The sequence below is a fragment of the Variovorax sp. Soil_C_12 genome (genome assembly GCF_057657375.1).
The window spans coordinates 71,206-93,132 of record NZ_JBDGIO010000008.1 but is presented as its reverse complement, the minus strand read 5'-3'; the positions used below and the strand labels follow the sequence as shown (position 1 = coordinate 93,132).

Sequence of the window (21,927 nt, the reverse complement as noted above, 5' to 3'; positions counted from 1 at the left end):
GAACCTAATCCGGGGCTCACACTCCCAAGGCATGATCCGCTGCACAACAAGGGCCCTTGCGCCTGCCACGACAACAGCAGCCTGCACCGCACAACAAACAGGAAAGTCTTTTCATGCGACTCACCACCAAAGGCCGTTTCGCAGTCACTGCCATGATCGACCTGGCGCTGCGTGAGCGCACGGGGCCAGTCACGCTGGCCGCCATCAGCCAGCGGCAGCGCATCTCCCTTTCGTACCTCGAACAGCTGTTCGGCAAGCTGCGCCGCCACAAGCTGGTCGAGTCCACCCGTGGTCCCGGCGGCGGCTATTCGCTGGGCCGCAAGGCGGCCGACATCACGGTGGCGGACATCATCTTTTCCATCGAGGACGAGCCTTCGGAGAAAAGCGAGCCCGATGCCGGCGCCGACGGCCGCTGCAGCACCGAGGAGCTCTGGGCCTCGCTGAACCGCCGCACGGTGGAGTTCCTGGATTCGGTCACGCTGCAGAGCCTGGTCATGGAACAGCTGGCCAAGGGCGTGAAGGTCGAGGACGGCCCGGCCATCAGGCGCGTGCCGGCCACCACGCCACTCCCCAAGCGGCCGCGCGTGAACGCGCCCAACTCGGTGTTCGCGCTGGGCCGCGCGCTCGCCACCAAGCGCTGAAGCCTCCTCCTCGCTTCAGCTGACCGGCAGCAGCAGGCGCAGCAGCCCGCGCGCCGTCACCAGCTGGCCGGGGCTGTAACTTTCCTCGAGCACCCCGCTGAGCCGGCGCACGATGCCCGGGCTGCGGCGGGCGCGCCAGATCACGAAGTCCGCGATCCAGGGGTGGTCGTTGATGCGATTGGCGTGCTCGTAGGCTGCGAAGCGCGGCCGCAGCGCCGCCAGGGCCGCCTCGTAGCGCGCACGTACCGAAGCGTCGTCGGCGCCCGCCGCTCCGCCGATGGCCTCGGCCGCGAGCATGCCGGACTCCAGCGCCTTGCCGATGCCCTCGCCGGTGAAGGAATAAGTGCTGCCCGCCGCCTCGCCCGCCACCAGCAGGCCGGGCCGCGACCAGCGCGCCCCTTCGAGCGAGCAGCGCAGCGGCGCGCCCTTGAGCTCGCCCTGCAGCCGGCCGCCCTGCATCAGCTCGCGCGCCGGCGCGTGGACGCGCGTGAAGGCCGCGAACAGCTCGCGCAGATTGAGATCCGACTCGCTGCCGCCCTCGCCTTTCAGCGAGCCGACGCCGATGTTGAACACGCCCGCGCCGCAGGGAAAGATCCAGCCGTAGCCGCCCCGCAGCGCCCGATCCCAGACGACCTCGAGCTGGCGCAGGCGCCCGGCCATCGCCTCGTTCCTCACGTAACCCCGCAAGGCAACGCCGCTGGGTGCACGCCGGCTGCACATGTCCGCGGCCAGCAGCGGCGGCGCCGCCGCGCCGGTGGCCAGCACGGTCCAGCGCGCCCGCAGCTCGCGCGCGGTGCCGTCGGCGAGCCGCAGCCGCCCGCCCGCCATGCGCCCGTTCGCATCGGCCAGCGGCGCCTCGAAGCGCGCCGGCGCGAACCAGCGCGCGCCGGCCTCGAGCGCGGCGCGGCGCACGATCTGGTCGAGCTCGCGGCGCGGCAGCACCGCCAGCTTGGCGGGCACCTCCAGCCGGCCGCCGCGCGACGCCACGCAGCCCACATGGCTGGCCACGGCGGCGCGCGCCAGCACGGCATCGAGCACGCCCAGGCGCGCGAGCGCGCGCTGGGCGTCGGGGATCAGCCCGTCGCCGCAGACCTTCTCGCGCGGGAAGTCCTGCCGGTCGACGAGCAGCACATCCACCCCTGCGCGCGCCAGCATCTGCGCGCAGGCGCTGCCGGCGGGCCCGGCACCGACCACCAGCACCTCGCAATCGGCGGGTTCAGGCGCGACCACTGCCGTACGGCCGGGTGATGATCTCGAGCCGATGGCCGTCGGGGTCGTCCCAGTAGACGCCGCGGCCGCCGTCGTGGTGGTTGATCCGCCCGGGCTGCTGCTGGCCGGGGTCGGCCCAGTAGCGCAGCCCGCGGGCCCGGATACGCCCGAAGATCTCGTCGAACTCCTCCTCGCTCACCAGGAAGGCGTAGTGCTCGATCGGGATCCGCTCCTCGCTGCGGATGTAGTCGAGCGTGACGCCGTTGTCGAGCTGCACGCAATGGAAAGGTCCGAAGGTGGTGGGCTCGTTGCGCCCGAGCAGCTCCGCCAGGAAGACGGCGGAGGCCTTCGGATCACGCGCCGGGACGATCGTGTGATTGAGCTGGATGGGCATGGTGTTCCTCCACGAGGCCGGCAAGGGCGGTGCGGCGCACTTGCCGAGCGAAGAGCGCCCATGGTAAGACCTGGGCACGCACTCCGCGCGCCGAATCCGGCGCCGGGCGCGCCGCGTAGACGATGGGTCGCATCACGCATGGAGGCCCGACATGAAACGCCTGCTGATGGTCGTTCTCGCGCTGGCGATCGCAGTCGCCGCACTGTTCATCCCGCTGGGTGCGGGCCGCACCCGCATCGTCAACAGCGCCGACATCGCGCGGCCGCCGTCCGCCGTCTTTGCCTACGTCACGACGCCCGGCCACTGGCCCGAGTGGCACCCGTCCTCGCTCGCGGTGAGCGGCGCGACCGACCATCCCCTGCAGGTGGGCGAGTCGGTGGTCGAGGATTTCGAGGTCGCAGGGCGCCGCGGGCGCGCCACCTGGCGCGTGGTGGCGCGCGAGCCCGATCGGCTGTGGCGCATTGCCGGGCGCATCGGGGATCGCGAGGCGGGCGTGGTCAGCTATGCGCTGTCGGCCACCGCGAGCGGCACGCGCTTCGAACGCAGCTTCGAATACCGATCGCCCAACCTGCTGTTCGCGATCCTCAATGCACTGAGCATCCGCGGCCGCGTCGAGGCCGAGTCGGCGCGGGCCGTCTCGCAGCTGAAGGCCAAGCTGGAGCAGGCGGGCAGCGGCACCTTGCCCGCCCGCAGGGAATCCGGCCCAGCGTGAACAGTTGCGTGGACCCGACAGCGATTTACTTATTGAAGGAAATGAATTTCGCTCTCAAGCCTTACGATGGCGCCTGGCTTGAGGGATCAGCATGCGCAGCAGGAGCGGGGACGACATCGGGTTCGACGGCAACCCATCGGGAAGCGGCAGGCCGGCCATCGGCACGCTCGACTGCGATGGTCCGCTGGTGGTGCAGGCCCTGTCCTCGATGCTGGAGCTGATCCGCGAACAGCTCGGGATGGACGTTTTCTTCGTCTCCGAATTCGTCGACGGGCACCGCGTGTTCCGGCATGTCGCCACCGCCCCGTCCATGGGCATCATCCACGTCGGCGACTCCCACACCATGGAAGACAGCATCTGCCAGCAGGTGCTCGACGGCCGCGTTCCGAATCTCGCCCACGATCTGCGCGTTCTGCGCACCCGGCAGCCCCTGCCCGAAGTGACCAAGCCCATCGGCACCCACATCAGCGTGCCGGTGGTAATGCCGGACGGCAGCATCTACGGGACGCTGTGCGGCTTTGCGGTCGAGCGCACCGTCGACCTGACCGAGCGCGACGTGAAGAGGCTGGAGGTCGCGGCCCAGGCGACGGCGCGGGTGCTGGCGCAGGCGGCGGGGCACGCAGCGGCGGGCTGACGGCGTCGCTCGCCGTGGCCGCCACGGCTCACCGGGGCGCGAATCAGCCCATCAGCTTCGGATTGCGCCGCGCTTCGCCGAGCCTCTGCTGCCGTACCGTCTCGGCACACTGGGCGCTGCGCCGCATTTCCGGCCGCGCGCATTGGTTGTTCATGCAGACCGCGCGGCCGATGAAGCCGAGGCCGTCGCAGCGGGCCACGGGACTCGCCACGCCGGCGCTTCTCACCGCGCCGGGCTTCGGGGGCGGCGGCGCGGATGTGCGCGCAGGGCGAAGGTTCACCGGCGACGCCTCGGGCGCATTCTCTTCGGCCGGCGTAGGTGCCAGGGCCGGCGCCGCATCGGAAGGGGCTGCAGCAACCGGCACGAGGCTTTGCACGACCCGCGCGGTTTCGGCGGCAGCCATGGGATCGACCCGCGCCACCGTGCGCTCGATGGGCGCCGGCAGCGCCGCATGCGCCAGCGGGCGTGTGGGCACACCGACCTCCCGCGGCCCACGGGCCAGGATCAGCGCCACCGCGGCCACGGTGCCCCAGAGACCGATCAGCGCGAAGACGGCGTAGCGGGAGCGGCGCACCTCGGCGTCGCCCGCGCTCATCAGCGGCGAGGGATGGGTCTCGCTGTCGACGGTCGCGAAATAGGCCGGCAGCTTGCCGTCGCAGCCCTTGCAGAAGCGCGCGTGGCGCGCATTGATGGTCTGGCAGGCTTCGCAGACCTCGCCTTCCGCGGGCTCGCCGTGGAAGCGCGCCAGATCGAGCAGGCTGCCGAAGGCAACGGCAGCTGGCGGCTTCTGCCGCTCGGGGAAGATCGCGGCGGCGCTCATGTCAGCGCTCCCAGCGGAGGGCGGTCTCGCCGTCCTGCGGCTCCGCCGAGGCGGACGCCAGGAGCCGGCGCTGCAGCCGCACCTCGGACACCGCAAGACGGGCGAAAAGGATCAGCTGCTCGTCCGACGGCTCAGGCCCGCCGCCGAGTTGCGCGCGGAAGGAGCGGACGATTTGCGCCTGCGCGGCTTCACGCAGCCGGGTTGCGGTCACGGCGGCGCAGGCGGCGGTCGCTTGCACAGGCATGGGAATGTTCATGGCGGACTCCTGGCGGCAGCAAGGTCCCGGCGCATCTCTGTCGTCGATCTGAGCAGCGCGCGAAAGCCTTCGATAGCGGAAGTTCTCCTTGTTGACCGGGGGCTTCCCGCTCCTTGTCGGACAACGCCTGATGCGCCCGTCGTTGTCAGTTCACCTGGTAGTTGGATGCTTGAGAAATTGAGACTCAAAATTGACCGATTGAGCAAATCTGTCTTCGATCTCCTTAGCTAACAGAAAAATCTTCTCTGCTCTTTTTTAATCGAACGGATAATTTTCCCAAGCTCGCTCCACGAACAGGCCCTGTCTCATGAATGCGACACGTCTCCGCGCCAAGGCGGCCCCCAGCACGACCGGCGGAGCCCTCGCCGGCGCCACCCGCGGCCGTGCGCGCAACTACACGCAGATGCTGGGCCTGATCCATCAGGCAGCCATCGAGGTCTTCGCGGCCGAGGGCCTGGCCGGGGCCTCGACCCAGGCGATCGCCGACAAGGCCGGCTTGTCAAAGGCGCAGTTGCACTACTACATCGAGAGCAAGGAGGCGCTCTACCGCCAGGTGCTGCAGGACATCGTCAACGACTGGATCGGCGTCTTCGGCTTCAGCGACGAGGCCTTGGGTCCGCGCAAGGTGCTGAGCGAGCTGATCCAGCGCAGGATGCAGTTCTCCTTCGATCACCCGCTGCGCTCACGGATCTTCACTGCCGAGATGATGCGAGGGGCGCCGGCGATCCGGGAAATGATGGGGGCGAGCAGGCAGCGCACCGAGCAGGCCGCCGCGGTCATCCGGAACTGGGCCCAGCGCGGGCTGATGGACCCGGTGGACCCGCTGCTCTTCCTCTTCCACCTCTGGGCCGCGACCCAGTTCTACGCCGACCATGCGGCCCAGGTGGCCTTCTTTCGCGACGCTTCCATGAGCAACGAGAAGGACCGCCGCTATCTGACCGAGAACGTGACCGATTTCCTGCTGAAGGCGGCCGGGGTCCGCTGACGGCGGCGGCGCCCGGCGCGCGCGGGTTTCATCAGATCGTCAAATCGCGTCAGCGGCTTGACGATTTCGTCACTGCCGGTTCAATGAGGCTCGCGGGCCTGGACGAAAGGCGTCGCGTACTCGCGACCGATCATCCCGCGAGCGAAGAGGTAGTTGTTGCGAGCCCTCTCGCTCATCGCGTCGAGGTTGACCATGCCCGTGCTGTCGCACGGGAAGGCCAGCGCGCGCCCCTGGTTGAACAAGGACTGGAACCGGATCTCGAACGCGGCTGCAGTCTGCATCGAAGAAGAACTGTGCGACATGGTCGTCTCCTGCGGGCGGCAAAAAATGGATGACTGAATCAAACAGCTGACACGAATCCCCGCTTGCCGATTGCCTTGCATCAATCGTGCCGGGCTCGTTTGAATAACGATCCGCGCGGTTCAGCGTTGCAGGGGATTACGCAAAAAGGCGAAGCTTGGTTGTGTGAAATGCCACGATTCGCCAGATTTGCGCGCCAACTTGTTGCCACGCAGCGCGCAGGCTCGCAGCGGCCAGCGGCGGTTGGGCGCAATGGGGCGGATGCGGCCCCGCTGCAGCTTCAGCCGCGCTGCAACTCGCGCAGCCAGCCCAGGCCGTCGGAGCTGCCCCGCGCCACCGCGCCGCGCGCCGGCCGGTATTCGCAGCCGACCCAGCCTTCCCAGCCGCATTGCGCCGCCACCTCGTCGATCACCCGGAACAGGTAGGGATGGTTCAGCTCGCCGATGTCGGGCTCGTGGCGCTCGGGCACGCCGGCGATCTGGAAATGGCCGACGCGGCCGGTGGGCAGGTACTTGCGGATCTTCATCGCGACGTCGCCCTCGACGATCTGGCAGTGGTAGAGGTCCATCTGCACCTTGAGGTTGGGCGCGCCCACCAGGTCGACGATCTCGTGCGCATGGTCCTGCCGGTTCAGGAAGAAGCGCGGGATGTCGCGGGTGTTGATGGGCTCGATCAGCAGGTCGCGCCCGGCCTTGGCGGCCTCGGCCGCGGCCCAGCGCAGGTTGTCGATGTAGGTGGGTTGCACCGCCTCGCGCTCCACGTCCGAGGGCACCAGGCCCGCCATCACATGCACGCGGGGGCAGTCCAGGGCCTCGGCATAGTCCAGCGCCTTCAGCACGCCCTCGCGGAACTCGGCCTCGCGGCCCGGCAGGCAGGCCAGGCCGCGCTCGCCGCCGTCCCAGTCGCCGGGCGGGCCGTTGAAGAGCACCTGCTGCAGGCCGTTGGCCGAGAGCCGGGCGGCCAGCTCGCGCCGCTCGTAGGGATAGGGGAAGAGGTACTCGACGGCCTGGAAGCCATCCTTCGCGGCGGCTTCGAAGCGGTCGAGGAAATCGAGCTCGGGATAGAGCATCGAGAGGTTGGCGGCGAATCGGGGCATGGGGATGTGTCCTTCGTTTTCTTACCAGCGCGCGCCGAAATGACGGCGCAGCTCGTCGATCTGTGGTGGTGCCAGCGGCTGGGCCGACTGCTTGTTCAATGCCCACAGCCTGGCGGTCTCTTCGAGCTCCTCGAGCACGGCCATGGCCGCGGCAGGCGTGTCGTGCCAGACGTTGGGGCCGAGGCGCTCCAGCATCACGGCGCGGATCGGCGTGCCTTGAGCGCCGTAGCGCGCGATGGCTTGCGCGACCCGCTCGGCGGCCTCGGGCGCGCCGGGCCGGTGGTAGGGGATCACGGGCACATGGCCGACCTTCATCACGAAGTAAGGCGTGAGGGCCGGCAGCAGCTCCTCTCCCGGCGCTTCCAGCGTGAGCGCCACGCAATGCGTGCTGTGGGTGTGGATCACGCAGCCCGTGCCGGTGTCGAAGCGCGTGGCGGCGGCGTAGATGCGGGCATGCAGCGCGATGGTCTTGCTGGCGCGATCGCCACCGCTCTGGTTCAAGTCGACGTCGAGCCGCGCGAGCTTCGCCGGTTCGAGGAAGCCCAGGCAGGCGTCGGTGGGCGTGATGAGGAAGCCGTCGTCCAGCCGCACGCTGATGTTGCCGGCAGTGGCATGCACATAGCCGCGCTCGAACAGGCTGCGGCCGATGCGGCAGATTTCTTCGCGCGCCTGGCTCTCGGTCATTCGAGAACTGTAAAGGCTTTGCTGAAAAAATCGTCGGTGCCGAAGTTGCCTGACTTGAGCGCGATATGCAGCCCGGCGCCGCCCGCCGCCTCTGCCGGGGCATGGCACCAGGGCACGCCGGGGTCGATCTGCGCGCCGATCTGCAGCTGCGCGATGCCCAGCGCCTGCACGCAGGCGCCCGAGGTCTCCCCGCCGGCTACCACCAGTTGCCGCACGCCGAGCGCAACGAGCCCGCGCGCGATCCTGGCGATGGTGCGTTCCACCATCGCGCCGGCCTCGTCGACGCCGAGCCGGCCCTGCACCGATTTCACCGCGCCGGGCTCAGCCGTCGAATAGACCAGCACCGGCCCATCCGCCAGCAGCGGCGCGGCCCAGGCCAGCGCCTCGGCCGCCACATCGACGCCCGCGGCGATGCGCAGCGGATCGATCGCGAGCGCGGGGTGGCCCGCCTGGATGAAGCTCAGCACCTGCCGGTTGGTGGCCAGCGAGCAGCTGCCCGAGACCACGGCCTGCAAGCCGCCCGCGGGCGGCAACACGCCGGCGGCGGACGAGGGCGCGATGCCGAAGTTGCCCGGCAACCCGATTGCCACGCCCGAGCCCGCGGTGACCAGCGGCATGTCCGCGAGCGCCGGGCCGAGGCGCAGCAGATCGTCGTTGGAGACCGCATCGACGATCGCGATGCCGATGCCCTCCGCCCGGAGCTGCGCGATGCGCTCGCGCACCGCCGGCGCGCCGCGCGCGACCACCGCGTGGTCGATCAGCCCCACCCGGCGCCGCGTCTGCGCCTGCAACACACGCACGAGGTTGGGGTCGGTCATCGGCGTCAGCGGATGGTTCTGCATGCCGCTTTCGTTGAGCAGCACCTCGCCGGCGAACAGGTAGCCCTTGAACACCGTGCGCTTGTTGTCCGGGAAGGCGGGCGTGGCGATCGTGAAGTCGCAGCCCAGCGCCTCCATCAGTGCCTCCGTCACCGGGCCGATGTTGCCTGCGGGCGTGCTGTCGAAGGTGGAGCAGTACTTGAAGTAAATCTGCCGCGCCCCCTGCGCCTGCAGCCAGCGCAGGGCCTCGAGCGATTGCGCCACTGCCTCGGCCGGCGCGATGGTGCGCGACTTGAGTGCGACCACCACCGCGTCGACCTCGGCCGCGAGCGGCCCGGCCGGCACGCCGATGGTCTGCACCACGCGCATGCCGGCGCGCACGAGGTTGTTGGCGAGGTCGGTGGCGCCGGTGAAATCGTCGGCGATGCAGCCGAGCAGGATCTTCGCGCTCATGGGGACTCCAGCGGCTTGGAACGCGACGGCAGCTCGATGCCCGGAAAGATCTTGATGACCGCGCTGTCGTCCTCCCGCGCGAACCCTGCGGTGGAGGCCTGCATGAACATCTGGTGCGCGGTGGACGCCAGCGGCAGCGGAAACTTGCTGGCCCGCGCGGTGTCGAGCACCAGGCCCAGGTCCTTCACGAAGATGTCGACCGCCGACAGCGGCGTGTAGTCGCCTGCCAGCACGTGGGCCATGCGGTTCTCGAACATCCAGCTGTTGCCGGCGCTGTGCGTGATGACTTCGTACAGCGCGGCCGCGTCCACGCCCTCGCGCAGGCCCAGCGCCATGGCCTCGGCCGCCGCGGCGATGTGCACGCCGGCCAGCAGCTGATTGATGATCTTCACCTTGCTGCCCGCGCCGGCCTTGTCCCCCAGGCGGTAGACCTTGGCGGCCATCGCATCGAGCACGGCCCCGGCCTTGGCGTAGGCCTCGGGCGAGCCGGCGGTCATCATCGTCATCTCGCCGCTGGCGGCCTTGGCGGCGCCGCCGGAGATCGGCGCGTCGATGTAGAGGATGCCCTTCTCGGCCAGGCGCGCCTCGAGCGCGATCGACCAGTTCGGGTCCACCGTCGAGCACATCACGAACACGCTGCCGGGCTTCATCGAGGCGGCGCAGCCGGGCGCGCCGTCGGCGCCGAACAGCACCGCCTCGGTCTGTGCGGCGTTGACCACGACGCAGACCACGACCTCGCTCTTCTCGCCCAGCTCGGCCAGCGTGGCGCAGGCGTTGCCGCCATCCATGGCAAAGGCCCGCGCCGCTTCGGCGCGCACGTCGTATACGTTCAGCGCGAAGCCCGCGCGGCGCAGCGACTGCGCCATGCCGCCGCCCATGGCGCCGAGGCCGATCAGGCCGATGGTGGAAGTCATGCGAAAACTCCTTGTGCGAAAACCGGCTCAGCGATTGACGAGTTGCTTCGGCGTCAACCATACCGCGATGGCGCCCACCACGAGCGCGCCCGCCAGCACATACATGCCGACCTGCGTGCTGCCGGTCGCGTCCTTCAGGTAGCCGATGAGGTAGGGGCTCACGAAGCCGGCCAGATTGCCCACCGAATTGATGGCGGCGATGCCGGCGGCCGCCGCGGTGCCCGAGAGAAAAGCGGTGGGCAGCGACCAGAACAGCGGCGCGCAGGTCAGTACGCCCGCCGCGGCGAGCGAGAGGAAGGCCAGCGAGACGGCGGTGTTGCGGGTGTACGAGGCGGCGACGATGAAGCCGACGGCCCCCATGAGGGCAGGAACGATCAGGTGCCAGCGCCGCTCGCGGCGCTTGTCGGCGCTGCGGCCGAACAGGTTCATGGCCACGATGGCGCAGACGAAGGGCACCGCGCTCAACAGCCCGATGTTCAGGTTGCCCTTGACGCCGGTGGTCTTGATCAGCGTCGGCAGCCAGAAGGTCAGCGCGTACTGGCCCATGACGAAGCTGAAGTAGATCAGCGCCATCCACCAGATGCGGGCGTCCTTGAACACGCCGGCCACCGAGTGCGGGCCGCGCTGGCCGAATTGCTGGTCGAGCTCGACCTCGCGCGCCAGCAGTCTCTTCTCGTCCGCATCGAGCCACTTGGCCTTGGCGATGCCGTTGTCCAGATAGAACAGGACGACCAGCCCGATCAGCACCGCCGGCACCGCCTCGACCAGGAACATCCATTGCCAACCTTGCAGCGATGAGACGCCGTGGAAGCCGTCCATGATCCAGCCCGACAGGGGGTTGCCGAAGATGCCCGCGACGGGAATCGCCGACATGAAGACCGCGATGATCTTGGCGCGCCGGTGCGCCGGATACCAGTGGGTGAGGTAGAGGATCACGCCCGGGTAGAAGCCGGCCTCGGCCAGGCCGAGCAGGAAGCGCAGGACGTAGAAGCTGGTGGGCGTCTTCACGAACATGAAGCACGCCGAGAGCAGGCCCCAGGTGATCATGATCCGCGCGATCCAGATGCGCGCGCCGACCTTGTTCATCAGCAGGTTGCTCGGCACCTCGAACAGGAAGTAGCCGAGGAAGAAGATGCCCGCGCCGAGCCCGAACACCGTTTCGCTGAAGCCCAGGTCCTGCCCCATCTGCAGCTTGGCGAAGCCGACGTTCACGCGATCGAGGTAGGCGATCACGTAGCACAGCATGAGGAAGGGCACGAGACGCCAGAACACCTTGCCGTAGGCACGGCGCTCGAGGTCGTCGTCGGCCGGCTTCGCGCCGGCGAGGATGGATGCGGTCATTGGCAGGTCTCCGGGTGTTGTGCGGTCTCGATGGCCGAATTGCCGTCGGCTCTTGTCATCTCATATGGTCATCATACAAATTTGAGACCATGTGAAAACCAAGGGATAACCCGAGCACGGCCCTCGCGAGCCCGCCCGGCAGACGCGCGGAATCAGGACGTGACGGGCAATCCGCCGGTGAGCGGACGGGCGAGGGCCTCGCCCTCCTGCTGCCAGAAGGCGGGGTCCGCCTGTTCGATGCGCCGGATGGCGCCGTCCATGTGGCCCGCCGCGGCGAGGCGCGCCTTCGCGGCATCGCCGGCGTCGATGGCTTCGACGATGGCGCGGTGCTCCTCGGCGACCTGCTGTGCGAAATCCGCGCGGCGTGCTTCGTTGGCGCGGGTCACCCGCGTGGCGCCGTAGAGGAACTGGCCCAGGTACTGCAGCGTGTCCAGCAGGAAGGGATTGCGCGCGGCATCGGCGATCGCGCGGTGGAAGGCCACGTCCTGCTCCGCTCCGTCGCCGCCGGCCTGCACCGCCTTTGCCAAGGCGGCCACGGCGCTGCGGATGCGGCGCACGTCGGCCGGCGTGCGCCGCTGCGCGGCCAGCGCGGCGACTTCGGCTTCGAGCGCGCGCCGCACTTCCACCATCTGGATCACCGCCGTCTTCGAACCGGCGTAGCGCGCGTCGAAGCTGAGCGGCGCGAAGCCCGTCTCGCACACGTACATGCCGCTGCCCTGGCGGGAATCCACCAGGCCCAGGGATTTGAGCCGCGAGATGGCCTCGCGCACCACGGTGCGGCTGACGGCGAACTGCTCCACCAGGGCCGCCTCGGTCGGCAGCTTCTCGCCGGCGACCAGCCGCCCGGCCTTGATCTCGGCCGCCAGCGCATCGGCCACCCGGTCGGACAAGCGGGCGCCGGGGGTGATGGACTGGAAGCGGGCCGTCATGGGTCGTGTGAAATTGGTCGTACGACTTTAGCGCAGCGCCGACCGCGGGGCTTCCAGGTTGACCGGGGTCCGAGCCCGTGGCATGGTCAGAGGCAGCGCCTCACCAAGGAGACACCATGGACCAAGACAAGGGCGACAAGGGCGAAGACCCTCGGGACTGCGCACGCGATGCCCTTTCGGGCGACCGGTGGACCACCTTCATGGGCTGGGCCTTGAAGACCGTGATCGCGCTCATTGCCATCGGCGCCGCGGCCGCCTCCATTCCCTACTGGGAGCGGGCCGACTTCCCGGTAACGAGCCTGATCATCTACGTCGCGGGCATGGTGTTCATCGCCATGCCGCTGTGCCTCTACTACGAGTCACTTCTCCAGGCGCACGAGGATTCCAGGGTTCCGCACCCGAGCTAACTCGAGGCCTGGGGCAGCAGCTTCGCCCGGTGGCTTCGAACTGCCGATGCGACGATCGGCAGCAGCTGGGTGGCGCCACCGGCGTCGAGCTGGCCGATCAATTGCCCACGCATGCTGGGCGCCCAGAAGGACTTCAAATGCGCAGCGACCGCCTGCGCAGCGGCAGCCGGATCGGCCGGCGTCTGGGCCTGGAAGAAGCTGCCGATCTGGTTGGCCATCTTGACCAGTTGGGCCGTCGGGTCGTGCATGCGCTGCTGCCTTTCTTCCTCTTCGTTCAATGAGCCAGTGCTTCCGGTGCCGCCGCCAGGCGCTCCGGCAGGCAATAGACCACCAGGTCGTCCTTGCGCGCGAAGCCGACCAGCGTCAGACCGGCCCGCTGCGCGGTCTGGACCGCGAAGGAAGTCGGCGCCGACACGGCGGCCAGCAGCGAGACGCCGGCCATGGCGGTCTTCTGCACCATCTCGAAGCTGGCCCGGCTGGTGACGGCGATGAAGCCGGCCGAAGCCTCGACCTCGGCGGCCGCCAGCGCACCCACCAGCTTGTCGAGCGCGTTGTGGCGCCCGACGTCCTCGCGCAGGAACACCACCTCGCCCTCGGCCGAGCACCAGGCGGCCGCATGCACCGCGCCGGTGGCCTGCTGCAGGGTCTGCTGCGCCTGCAGCCGCGACATCGCCCGCGCGATCGCCCGGCGCTCCAGCCGCATGCCGCCCGCCAGGACCGGCAGCTCGCGCGACACCTGGGCCAGGCTCTCGGTGCCGCACAGGCCGCAGCCGGTGCGCCCGGCCATCGAGCGGCGCTTCTGCTTGAGGCGGGCGAAGGCGGCGCTGGCCACGTCCAGGCGCACGGTGATGCCGAGCGCCGAGGGCTCGGCCTCCACGCCATAAAGCTCGTGCGCACCGTCGAGGATGCCCTCGGTCAGCGAGAAGCCGAGCGCGAAGTCCTCCAGGTCCAGCGGCGTCGCCAGCATCACCGCGTGCGAGATGCCGTTGAACTCCAGCGCGACCGGCACCTCCTGCGCCACCCAGTCCTGCACCGCGAAGGCCAGGCCGCCGCGCACGCCGCGCACCGGCAGCAGCATCGCGCCTTCGCAGGGCGGGGCGTCGGCATAGGTGACGGCGGAGGGCAGGGCAGCCATGCTCATGGCATTCATGTCATTCATGTCATTCATGTCACTTGGCCCCGACCGTCGCGTCGTCCCGCGCCGCGGCCGTCAGCAGCGCCTGCTGCGTCTCGTTGAAGCGGCTGTACTCCTGCTGCCACGCGGAGGGCTGCATCACCGGCATGACCTGCACCGCCGTGACCTTGTACTCGGGGCAGTTGGTGGCCCAGTCGGAGTTGTCGGTGGTGATGACGTTGGCGCCCGACTCCGGGAAGTGGAAGGTGGTGTAGACCACGCCCGGCTGCATGCGCTCGGACACCGTGGCGCGCAGCACCGTCTCGCCGGCGCGGCTCTGGATGCCGACCCAGTCGTCGTTCCGGATGCCGCGCTCCTCGGCGTCGTGCGGGTGGATCTCCAGCCGGTCCTCGCTGTGCCACTGGTTGTTGTCGGTGCGCCGCGTCTGGGCGCCGACGTTGTACTGCGACAGGATCCGGCCGGTGGTGAGCAGCAGGGGAAACTTGCGCGTGACCTTCTCGTCGGTCGCCACGTACTGCGTGACGATGAAGCGGCCCTTGCCGCGCACGAAGCTGTCGATGTGCATGGTGGGCGTGCCCTCGGGCGCCTCCTCGTTGCAGGGCCACTGGATGCTGCCGAGCTCGTCGAGGCGCTTGTAGCTCACGCCGCGGAAGGTCGGCGTCAGCGCGGCGATCTCGTCCATGATCTCTTCAGGGCTGCGGTAGTCCATGGGGTAGCCCAGCGCCTGCGCCAGCTTCACCGTCACCTCCCAGTCCGCATAGCCCGCCTTGGGCGGCATGACCTTGCGCACGCGCGAGATGCGGCGCTCGGCGTTGGTGAAGGTGCCGTCCTTCTCCAGGAAGGAGGAGCCGGGCAGGAACACATGCGCGTACTTCGCGGTCTCGTTGAGAAACAGGTCCTGCACCACGACACACTCCATCGCCATCATGGCCGCCGCCACATGCTGGGTGTTCGGGTCCGACTGCACGATGTCCTCGCCCTCGCAGTACAGGCCCTTGAAGCTGCCGCCGATCGCGGCGTCGAACATGTTGGGGATGCGCAGGCCCGGCTCGGGGTCGATGCGCACGCCCCAGGCCGCCTCGAAGGAGGCGCGCGAAGTGCTGTCCGACACATGCCGGTAGCCCGGCAGTTCGTGCGGGAAGGAACCCATGTCGCAGGAGCCCTGCACGTTGTTCTGCCCGCGCAGCGGATTGACGCCCACGCCCTCGCGCCCCACATTGCCGGTCGCCATCGCGAGGTTGGCGATGCCCATCACGGTGGTCGAGCCCTGGCTGTGCTCGGTGACGCCGAGGCCGTAGTAGATCGCGCCGTTGCCGGCCGTGGCGTACAGGCGCGCTGCGGCGCGCATCTCTTCGGCCGGCACGCCGGTGGCCGCCTCGGTGGCCTCGGGCGAGTTCTCGGGCTTCGAGACGAAGGCGCGCCACTCGGCGAAGGAGGCGAGGTCGCAGCGCTCGGCCACGTAGTCCTCGGCGATCAGGCCCTCGGTCGCGATCACGTGCGCCAGCGCGGTGACCACCGCCACGTTGGTGCCGGGCCTCAGCTGCAGGTGATGCGCGGCCTTCACATGCGGCGACTTCACGATGTCGATGCGCCGCGGGTCGATCACGATCAGCTTGGCGCCTTCGCGCAGCCGCTTCTTCATGCGCGATGCGAACACGGGGTGGCCATCGGTCGGGTTGGCGCCGATCACCACGATCACGTCGGCCTTCTCCACCGACTTGAAAGTCTGGGTGCCCGCCGATTCGCCCAGCGTCTGCTTGAGGCCGTAGCCGGTGGGCGAATGGCACACGCGCGCGCAGGTGTCGACGTTGTTGTTGCCGAAGGCCGCGCGCACCAGCTTCTGGACCAGGTAGGTTTCCTCGTTGGTGCAGCGCGAGGAGGTGATGCCGCCGATGGCGTCCCGGCCGTACTGGGCCTGCAGGCGCTTGAACTCGCCGGCGGCATAGCCCAGCGCGACCTCCCAGCTCACCTCCTGCCAGGGATCGGTGATCTTCTTGCGGATCATCGGCTTGAGCATGCGGTCCTGGTGCGTCGCATAGCCCCAGGCGAAGCGGCCCTTGACGCAGGAATGGCCGTCGTTCGCCTTGCCGTCCTTCCACGGCACCATGCGCACCACCTCGTTGCCCTTCATCTCGGCCTTGAAGGCGCAGCCCACGCCGCAGTAGGCGCAGGTGGTGATGACGCTGTGCTCGGGCTGGCCGAGCCAGATCACCGACTTCTCCTGCAGCGTGGCCGTGGGGCAGGCCTCGACGCAGGCGCCGCAGCTCACGCATTCGGATTCCATGAAGGGCTGATCCTGCCCCGGCGAGACGCGTGACTCGAAGCCGCGGCCGCTGATCGTCAACGCGAAAGTGCCCTGCGTCTCCTCGCAGGCGCGCACGCAGCGGTTGCAGACGATGCACTTCGACGGGTCGTAGCTGAAGTACGGATTCGACTCGTCCTTCTTGCTGTTCAGGTGGTTGGCGCCGTCGAAGCCGTAGCGCACGTTGCGCAGCCCCGTGACGCCCGCCATGTCCTGCAGCTCGCAGTTGCCATTGGCCGAGCAGGTGAGGCAGTCCAGCGGATGGTCGGAGATGTAGAGCTCCATCACGCCCTTGCGCAGGTCCTGCAGCTTCGGCGTCTGCGTGCGCACCTTCATGCCGGCCTCGGCCGGCGTGGTGCAGGAGGCCGGGAAGCCCTTGCGGCCCTCGATCTCGACCAGGCACAGCCGGCAGGAGCCGAAGGGCTCCAGGCTGTCGGTGGCGCAGAGCTTGGGCACCTGGATGCCGGCATCCACGGCTGCGCGCATCAGCGAGGTGCCGGCCGGCACGGTGACTTCGTTGCCGTCGATCTCGAGCGTGACTTCGCGTTCGGACTCGCGTTTCGGCGTGCCCCAGTCGGTTTCCTTGAGATGGTCGAGCATGTCGTGGTCCTCTTGTTCAGGCTGCTTCGCGATCGGGCACGACCACGCCGAAGTCCTCGGGGAAATGATCGAGCGCGGACAGCACCGGGAAGGGCGTCATGCCGCCCATCGCGCACAGCGAGCCGTGGACCATCGTGTTGCACAGGTCGCGCAGCAGGATCACCTGCTGCGGCCGGTTCTGGTCCGCCCGGATCTTGTCGATCACCTCGACGCCGCGGGTCGAGCCGATGCGGCAGGGCGTGCACTTGCCGCAGGACTCGATGGCGCAGAACTCCATCGCGTAGCGCGCGAGCTTCGACAGGTCGGCCGTGTCGTCGTGGACCACGATGCCGCCATGCCCCACCGTGCCGCCCACGGCGGCGTAGGCCTCGTAGTCCAGCGGCAGGTCCCATTGCGATTCGGGCAGGTAGGCGCCCAGCGGCCCGCCCACCTGCACGGCCTTGATCGGCCGGCCCGAGGCGGACCCGCCGCCGTAATCGTAGAGCAGCTCGCGCAGCGTGACCCCGAAGGCCTTCTCGACCAGCCCACCGTGCTTGATGTTGCCGGCCAGTTGCATCGGCAGCGTGCCACGCGAACGTCCGACGCCGAAGTCGCGGTAGAACTCGGCCCCGCGTGCCAGGATCAGCGGCACGCTGGCCAGCGTGATCACGTTGTTGATCAGCGTCGGCTGGCCGAACAGGCCCTCGATGGCCGGCAGCGGCGGCTTGGCGCGCACGATGCCGCGCTTGCCTTCCAGGCTTTCGAGCAGGGCCGTCTCCTCGCCGCAGACGTAGGAGCCGGCACCCTTGCGCACGTCGAGCCTGAAGGCGCGGCCCGAGCCGAGGATGTCGTCGCCGAGGAATCCGGCCGCCTCGGCCCGCGCGATGGCCGCGTTCAGCGCGGCGATGGCGTGGGGGTACTCCGATCGCACGTACACATAGCCCTGCGTGGCGCCGGTGGCGATGCCCGCGATCGTCATGCCCTCGATCAGCATGAAGGGATCGCCCTCCATGGTCATGCGGTCGGAGAAGGTGCCCGAGTCGCCTTCGTCGGCATTGCAGACGATGTACTTCTGCGCCGCCGGCGTGGCGAGCACGGTCTTCCATTTGATGCCGGCCGGGAAGGCCGCGCCGCCGCGGCCGCGCAGGCCCGAGTCCAGGACCTGCTGCACGATGTCCGCAGGCGCCATCGCGAGTGCGCGGCGCAGGCCCGCGTAGCCCTCGTGCGCCTGGTAGTCCGCGAGCGACAGCGGGTCGGTGATGCCCATGCGGGCGAAGGTGAGCCGCTCCTGCTTCTTCAGGTAGGAGATCTCGTCGGTCGGGCCGAGGTGCAAGGCGTGCGCGGCGCCGGCGAGGAAGCCCGCATCGAACAGGCCGGCCACGTCGGTGACCGTGACGGGGCCGTAGGCGACCCGGCCCGCGGGCGTGCCCACTTCGACCAGGGGCTCGAGCCAGAACAGGCCGCGCGAACCGTTGCGCACCAGTTGCACATCGAGGCCGCGCCGCGCTGCCTCCTCGGCGATCCGGCGGGCCACGCGGTCGGCGCCCACGGCCAGAGCCGCAGAGTCGCGCGGCACATACACGGTGATGCTCATCGCTTCGCCTCCTGCAGCCCTTGGGTCTCGTGAATCAGCGCATCGAAGGCCTGGGGCGTCATGCGCGCATGCGGCTCGTCGTCGATCGCCAGGGCGGGGGAGGAGGCACACAGCCCCAGGCAGAAGGCGGGCTCGAGGGTGAAGGCGCCGTCCTTCGTGGTGCCGTGCGCGGCGCAGCCCAGGCGCTGCTGCGCGTGCGCGAGGAGGTCGTCGGCGCCCATGGCCTGGCAGGCCTCGGCGCGGCAGATCCGGACCACGTGGCGCCCCGCGGGCTCGGTGCGGAAGTGGTGGTAGTAGGTGATGACGCCGTGCACCTCGGCGCGCGAGAGGTTCAGCGCGCCGGCGATCTCGGGCACGGCATCCGGCGGGATATGGCCGAGCGTGTCCTGCAGCTCGTGCAGGATGGGCAGCAGCGCGCCGGGCTCGTCCATGCGGCGGGCCAGCACGGTGCGCACGGCGGCAGTTGCGGTACAGGTGTGTTCCATGGCATTCATCGTGGGTACACCGGGGGGTGTCCGGTCAGTGTCGGGAATGCCGCAAGCCCGGTCCAATTTATTCGGGGAATGAAGCCATTCGCGCAGGCAATCGACCGCGCCTCGGCCGCTTCTGCGGCTGCGTGGTGTCTCGGTGTCGTTTGAGGATTCATGACAGAGGCAATGTCGATGAATCGGCCCGGCCGGCCCTTGACCCCGGTCAATTTCGAGGGGAAACAGGGCTCTGGATCGATCGGGGCTCCGCGCGCGTCACCCGCCGCAGGCCCTCCAGCGCGGGCTCGACGATGCGCGGATCGGCGCCCACCGCATACACCGCACAGGCCGGGTAGAGAAACTCCGACGTGCCGGGCACCCGCTTCAGCTGGCCCGATTCCGGATGCCCGCGCACCACGTCGAGCCGGAAGTAGCAGGTGCCGCCGGCGGTCAGCAGGTACTCGCGCCCCAGCGGCCCGAGCCCTGCCATCACGGCCGTACTGGACAGCTCGGGAAAGGCGAGGCCGTGCTGCGCCGCGAACTCCGGCCCCCAGTCGACATACACATCGAGGAAGTCGGGCAGATGCGTGCCCTGCACCTCGCCGCGATTCGCGTCGAGCCCGGCAACGCGGCGCGCGCCACCTGGCTGCGGTCGCGCGCCTCGCGCCTCGGCCTGCGCTAAAAGGCCCAGACTAGGCGTGCTGCCGGCTGCGCTCGATATGCCGGCGGCGCATCGGACGCAGCACGAACCACGCCATCAGCGCCGCGATCAGGTTGACTGCGCTGGCGACGATGAAGACCGCCTGCCAGCTGCCGGTGGCCGCGGCCAGCACGCTGGACAGCGGCACCAGCAGCGAGGCCGTGCCCTTGGCGGTGTAGAGCATGCCGGCGTTGGAGGCCGCGTACCTGCCGCCGAAGGTGTCGGCGCAGGTCGAGGGGAACAGACTGTAGATCTCGCCCCAGGCGAAGAACACGATGCCGGTCAGCACAACGAAGAGGATCGGGTTGTGGCCGTAGTGGTAGAGCATCAGGATGCCCACCGATTCCAGCGCGAAGGCAATGAACATCGTCTGCTCGCGTCCGATCTTGTCGGAGACCCAGCCGAAGAAGGGCCGCGTCACCCCGTTGAGCACGCGGTCGATGGCCAGCGCGAAGGTCAGCGCGGGCAGCACCAGGCCCATGATGTTGACCGGGACGTCGATGATCTTGAAGTCCTGGGCGATCGGCGCGAGCTGGGCCGTGGCCATCAGGCCGCCGGCCGCCACCATCACGAACATCGCGTACATCACCCAGAAGACCGGCGAGCGCAGCACCTCGGAGGGCGCGTAGTCGCGCTGGGACTGCTGCACGTTGCGGGTGCCCGAAGCCTTCGCATGCTCGGGCGGCCGGGTCAGCGCCCAGGCCAGCAGGAAGACGATCAGGCCCTGGCCGATGCCGAAGTAGAGAAAGGCCGCCTCGTAGCCGTGCGAATGGATCATCGCGGAGATCGGGATGATCGTGATGGCCGAGCCTGCGCCGAACCCGGCCGCGGTCATGCCGGCCGCGAGGCCGCGCCGATCGGGAAACCACTTCAGCGCATTGCCCACGCAGGTGCCGTAGACCGCGCCGGCGCCGATGCCGCCGATCGCCGCGGCGATGTAGAGCATCGGCAGCGAGGCGGCCACCGAGTTGAGCACCCAGCCGAGGCCGCACAGCACGCCGCCCACCAGCACCACCGGGCGCGGGCCGAAGCGGTCGACCAGGTAGCCCTCGATCGGCACCAGCCAGGTCTCGGTGAGCACGAAGATCGTGAACGCCACCTGGATCGCGGCGCGGCTCCAGCCGTGCTTGTCGGCGATCGGGTTGACGAAGAGAGTCCAGCCGTATTGCAGGTTGGCGATCATCGCCATGCACACGATGCCGATCAGCAGCTGGCCCCATCGGTAGGTCTGCGATCGGGTCGTTGCCGCAAGCGGGGTGTCATCTTGCGAGGGGATCGCCGGATGAGAAGCGGCGATCGAAAGCGTTGGCCGAGTCATGGAGTCTCCTGGTGTTGTGGTTCAGGCCCGACGACTTCGGAACATCGGGCCGATCTTTGAGAGCGTGAAAGCGACTGTCGGACGCAGCCGCGCAATTGCTCTTGACCTCCGTCAACTTCACGCGAATCGCGGGCGCCCGGATCCTCGTGGTATTCCCTGTGTGTCGCCGCTAGTGCGTCGAGTCGAGCGGCACGATCTGCGCAATCAGCCCCGCGCCGTCGCTCACCAGAAAGTCCTTGAAGGCCTGCGCCACCGGCGGCAGGCGCTTGGTGCGCAGGTGCACCACGTACCAGTTCAGCATCAGCGGAAAGCCCTGCACGTCGAGCACGCGCAGGCTGCCGGCGCGCAGCTCCTGGCTGATGGTGTGCGCCGACAGGAAGCTCACGCCCATGCCGGCGATCACCGCCTGCTTGATGGTCTCGGTGCTGCGGATCTCCATTGCGATGTTGAGGCCGCGCAGGTCGCCGCCGAAGCCCTCCTCCATCGAGTGCCAGGTGTCGGACCCCTTCTCACGCACGACGAAGCGCTCGCGCATCAGCGTGGCCAGTGGGATGCTCTTCGCGCCGATCAGCGGATGGTCCGGCGCCGCGACGATCACGTACGGATGCGGTGCGAAGGCCTGGTGCACCGTGTCCATGCCGGTGGGCGGCCGCACCATGATCGCCAGGTCAGTGAGGTTCTCGGCGATGTGCGTCAGCAGGCCCTCGCGGTTGTGGACGGTGAAGTTCAGCGTCACCCCGCGATGGCGGCCGGCGAACTCCACCAGCAGGCGCGGAAAGAAGTAGTCGCCCGCGCTGATCACGCCCACGTTGAGCCGGCCGCCCGAGACGCCCTGGAACTGCGTCATCGCATGCTCGGCTGTCTCGAACTGCTGGATGATGGCGCGGCTGATCCCGAGCAGCTCGGTGCCGGCCGGCGTCAGGTAGATCTTCTTGCCGAACTGCTCGAACAGCACGTTGCCGGCATGCTCCTCGAGCTTGCGGATCTGGGTCGAGACGGCCGGCTGCGTGAGGTGGAGCTCCTCGGCCGCGCGCGAAAAGCTCAGGAGCCGCGCGACCGCCTCGAAGACCTTCAACTGGCGCAGGGTCGCGTTCTTCATTCGGGAAATGTAAGGGTGCCAGCGCGCCTAGATGTGGGGGGGACTGCATTTGAATTCGGCCGCCCAAGACTGCATCCATCGCACCAGGAACGTGACCCGGCTCAAACCGACACCCGCGATGTGTACTTGCTGGGGAGAAC

24 protein-coding genes are annotated in these 21,927 nt (G+C 69.0%); 5 read left to right on the top strand and 19 right to left on the bottom strand.

The window, feature by feature from the left end:
- The first annotated feature begins 113 nt into the window (after positions 1-113).
- Entirely contained in the window at positions 114-641 is a 528-nt protein-coding gene (locus AC3A6X_RS21865) for an Rrf2 family transcriptional regulator (protein WP_487844179.1), read from the top strand.
- 15 nt (positions 642-656) lie between these two features.
- On the opposite strand, the gene AC3A6X_RS21860 is transcribed toward AC3A6X_RS21865, so the two are convergent.
- Positions 657-1,871, bottom strand: a complete 1,215-nt coding sequence (locus tag AC3A6X_RS21860; protein WP_487844178.1) for a geranylgeranyl reductase family protein — start codon at positions 1,869-1,871, stop codon at positions 657-659.
- Positions 1,858-2,244 (bottom strand): VOC family protein, encoded by a 387-nt coding sequence (locus AC3A6X_RS21855; RefSeq protein WP_106558895.1) that lies wholly within the window; start codon positions 2,242-2,244, stop codon positions 1,858-1,860. Before AC3A6X_RS21855 ends, AC3A6X_RS21860 begins: the two co-directional genes overlap by 14 nt.
- A gap of 151 nt (positions 2,245-2,395) precedes the next feature.
- On the opposite strand from AC3A6X_RS21855, the gene AC3A6X_RS21850 reads away from it, so the two are divergent.
- The gene (locus AC3A6X_RS21850; protein WP_487844177.1) at positions 2,396-2,956 is read left to right on the top strand and encodes an SRPBCC family protein; all 561 of its coding nucleotides are present in this window, start codon (positions 2,396-2,398) and stop codon (positions 2,954-2,956) included.
- A 91-nt stretch (positions 2,957-3,047) separates the two neighbouring features.
- Entirely contained in the window at positions 3,048-3,590 is a 543-nt protein-coding gene (locus AC3A6X_RS21845) for a GAF domain-containing protein (protein ID WP_487844176.1), read from the top strand.
- A 43-nt stretch (positions 3,591-3,633) separates the two neighbouring features.
- On the opposite strand, the gene AC3A6X_RS21840 is transcribed toward AC3A6X_RS21845, so the two are convergent.
- Together AC3A6X_RS21840 and AC3A6X_RS21835 are read right to left on the bottom strand one after the other, a co-directional pair.
- Positions 3,634-4,410, bottom strand: a complete 777-nt coding sequence (locus tag AC3A6X_RS21840; protein ID WP_487844175.1) for a hypothetical protein — start codon at positions 4,408-4,410, stop codon at positions 3,634-3,636.
- Between the two features lies 1 nt (position 4,411).
- On the bottom strand, positions 4,412-4,666 hold the full coding sequence (locus tag AC3A6X_RS21835; RefSeq protein WP_487844174.1) for a hypothetical protein: 255 nt from the start codon (positions 4,664-4,666) through the stop codon (positions 4,412-4,414).
- 307 nt (positions 4,667-4,973) lie between these two features.
- Here AC3A6X_RS21835 and AC3A6X_RS21830 point away from each other — a divergent pair, with 307 nt between their 5' ends.
- The gene (locus AC3A6X_RS21830) at positions 4,974-5,651 is read left to right on the top strand and encodes a TetR family transcriptional regulator C-terminal domain-containing protein (protein WP_487844173.1); all 678 of its coding nucleotides are present in this window, start codon (positions 4,974-4,976) and stop codon (positions 5,649-5,651) included.
- 80 nt (positions 5,652-5,731) lie between these two features.
- On the opposite strand, the gene AC3A6X_RS21825 is transcribed toward AC3A6X_RS21830, so the two are convergent.
- From AC3A6X_RS21825 to AC3A6X_RS21795, 7 genes are all read right to left on the bottom strand, one after another.
- The gene (locus AC3A6X_RS21825) at positions 5,732-5,953 is read right to left on the bottom strand and encodes a hypothetical protein (protein ID WP_106558890.1); all 222 of its coding nucleotides are present in this window, start codon (positions 5,951-5,953) and stop codon (positions 5,732-5,734) included.
- Positions 5,954-6,231: 278 nt separating this feature from the next.
- Positions 6,232-7,047 (bottom strand): 2-oxo-tetronate isomerase, encoded by an 816-nt coding sequence (gene otnI, locus AC3A6X_RS21820; protein ID WP_309959521.1) that lies wholly within the window; start codon positions 7,045-7,047, stop codon positions 6,232-6,234.
- A gap of 21 nt (positions 7,048-7,068) precedes the next feature.
- Positions 7,069-7,731 carry a class II aldolase/adducin family protein gene (locus AC3A6X_RS21815; RefSeq protein ID WP_487844172.1) on the bottom strand — a complete coding sequence of 221 codons (663 nt, stop codon included), beginning with the start codon at positions 7,729-7,731 and terminating at the stop codon, positions 7,069-7,071.
- Positions 7,728-9,002: a 3-oxo-tetronate kinase gene (otnK, locus tag AC3A6X_RS21810; RefSeq protein WP_487844171.1), complete on the bottom strand. Its 1,275-nt coding sequence runs from the start codon at positions 9,000-9,002 to the stop codon at positions 7,728-7,730. Before otnK ends, AC3A6X_RS21815 begins: the two co-directional genes overlap by 4 nt.
- Positions 8,999-9,916: an L-threonate dehydrogenase gene (gene ltnD, locus AC3A6X_RS21805; RefSeq protein ID WP_487844170.1), complete on the bottom strand. Its 918-nt coding sequence runs from the start codon at positions 9,914-9,916 to the stop codon at positions 8,999-9,001. Before ltnD ends, otnK begins: the two co-directional genes overlap by 4 nt.
- A 27-nt stretch (positions 9,917-9,943) precedes the next feature.
- On the bottom strand, positions 9,944-11,257 hold the full coding sequence (locus AC3A6X_RS21800) for an MFS transporter (protein ID WP_487844169.1): 1,314 nt from the start codon (positions 11,255-11,257) through the stop codon (positions 9,944-9,946).
- Positions 11,258-11,409: 152 nt separating this feature from the next.
- Positions 11,410-12,186 (bottom strand): FadR/GntR family transcriptional regulator, encoded by a 777-nt coding sequence (locus AC3A6X_RS21795; RefSeq protein ID WP_487844168.1) that lies wholly within the window; start codon positions 12,184-12,186, stop codon positions 11,410-11,412.
- A gap of 116 nt (positions 12,187-12,302) precedes the next feature.
- Here AC3A6X_RS21795 and AC3A6X_RS21790 point away from each other — a divergent pair, with 116 nt between their 5' ends.
- The gene (locus AC3A6X_RS21790; protein ID WP_487844167.1) at positions 12,303-12,593 is read left to right on the top strand and encodes a hypothetical protein; all 291 of its coding nucleotides are present in this window, start codon (positions 12,303-12,305) and stop codon (positions 12,591-12,593) included.
- On the opposite strand, the gene AC3A6X_RS21785 is transcribed toward AC3A6X_RS21790, so the two are convergent.
- The 8 genes from AC3A6X_RS21785 to AC3A6X_RS21750 all read right to left on the bottom strand — a co-directional run bounded on the left by AC3A6X_RS21785 (position 12,590) and on the right by AC3A6X_RS21750 (position 21,787).
- Entirely contained in the window at positions 12,590-12,841 is a 252-nt protein-coding gene (locus tag AC3A6X_RS21785; RefSeq protein WP_309959533.1) for a formate dehydrogenase subunit delta, read from the bottom strand. The two genes, AC3A6X_RS21790 and AC3A6X_RS21785, sit on opposite strands and share 4 nt — an antisense overlap.
- 26 nt (positions 12,842-12,867) lie before the next feature.
- Positions 12,868-13,743 carry a formate dehydrogenase accessory sulfurtransferase FdhD gene (gene fdhD, locus AC3A6X_RS21780; protein ID WP_487844336.1) on the bottom strand — a complete coding sequence of 292 codons (876 nt, stop codon included), beginning with the start codon at positions 13,741-13,743 and terminating at the stop codon, positions 12,868-12,870.
- Positions 13,744-13,762: 19 nt separating this feature from the next.
- Positions 13,763-16,630 carry a formate dehydrogenase subunit alpha gene (fdhF, locus tag AC3A6X_RS21775; RefSeq protein ID WP_487844166.1) on the bottom strand — a complete coding sequence of 956 codons (2,868 nt, stop codon included), beginning with the start codon at positions 16,628-16,630 and terminating at the stop codon, positions 13,763-13,765.
- A gap of 16 nt (positions 16,631-16,646) precedes the next feature.
- Positions 16,647-18,203 carry a formate dehydrogenase beta subunit gene (locus AC3A6X_RS21770; protein WP_487844165.1) on the bottom strand — a complete coding sequence of 519 codons (1,557 nt, stop codon included), beginning with the start codon at positions 18,201-18,203 and terminating at the stop codon, positions 16,647-16,649.
- Positions 18,200-18,688: a formate dehydrogenase subunit gamma gene (locus tag AC3A6X_RS21765; RefSeq protein WP_487844164.1), complete on the bottom strand. Its 489-nt coding sequence runs from the start codon at positions 18,686-18,688 to the stop codon at positions 18,200-18,202. Before AC3A6X_RS21765 ends, AC3A6X_RS21770 begins: the two co-directional genes overlap by 4 nt.
- Positions 18,689-18,896: 208 nt before the next feature.
- Positions 18,897-19,268, bottom strand: coding sequence for a hypothetical protein (locus AC3A6X_RS21760; protein ID WP_487844163.1), 372 nt, complete (start codon positions 19,266-19,268; stop codon positions 18,897-18,899).
- 94 nt (positions 19,269-19,362) lie between these two features.
- Positions 19,363-20,688: an oxalate/formate MFS antiporter gene (gene oxlT, locus AC3A6X_RS21755; RefSeq protein WP_487844162.1), complete on the bottom strand. Its 1,326-nt coding sequence runs from the start codon at positions 20,686-20,688 to the stop codon at positions 19,363-19,365.
- Between the two features lie 169 nt (positions 20,689-20,857).
- Entirely contained in the window at positions 20,858-21,787 is a 930-nt protein-coding gene (locus tag AC3A6X_RS21750; RefSeq protein ID WP_487844161.1) for a LysR family transcriptional regulator, read from the bottom strand.
- Between the last annotated feature and the right edge of the window lie 140 nt (positions 21,788-21,927).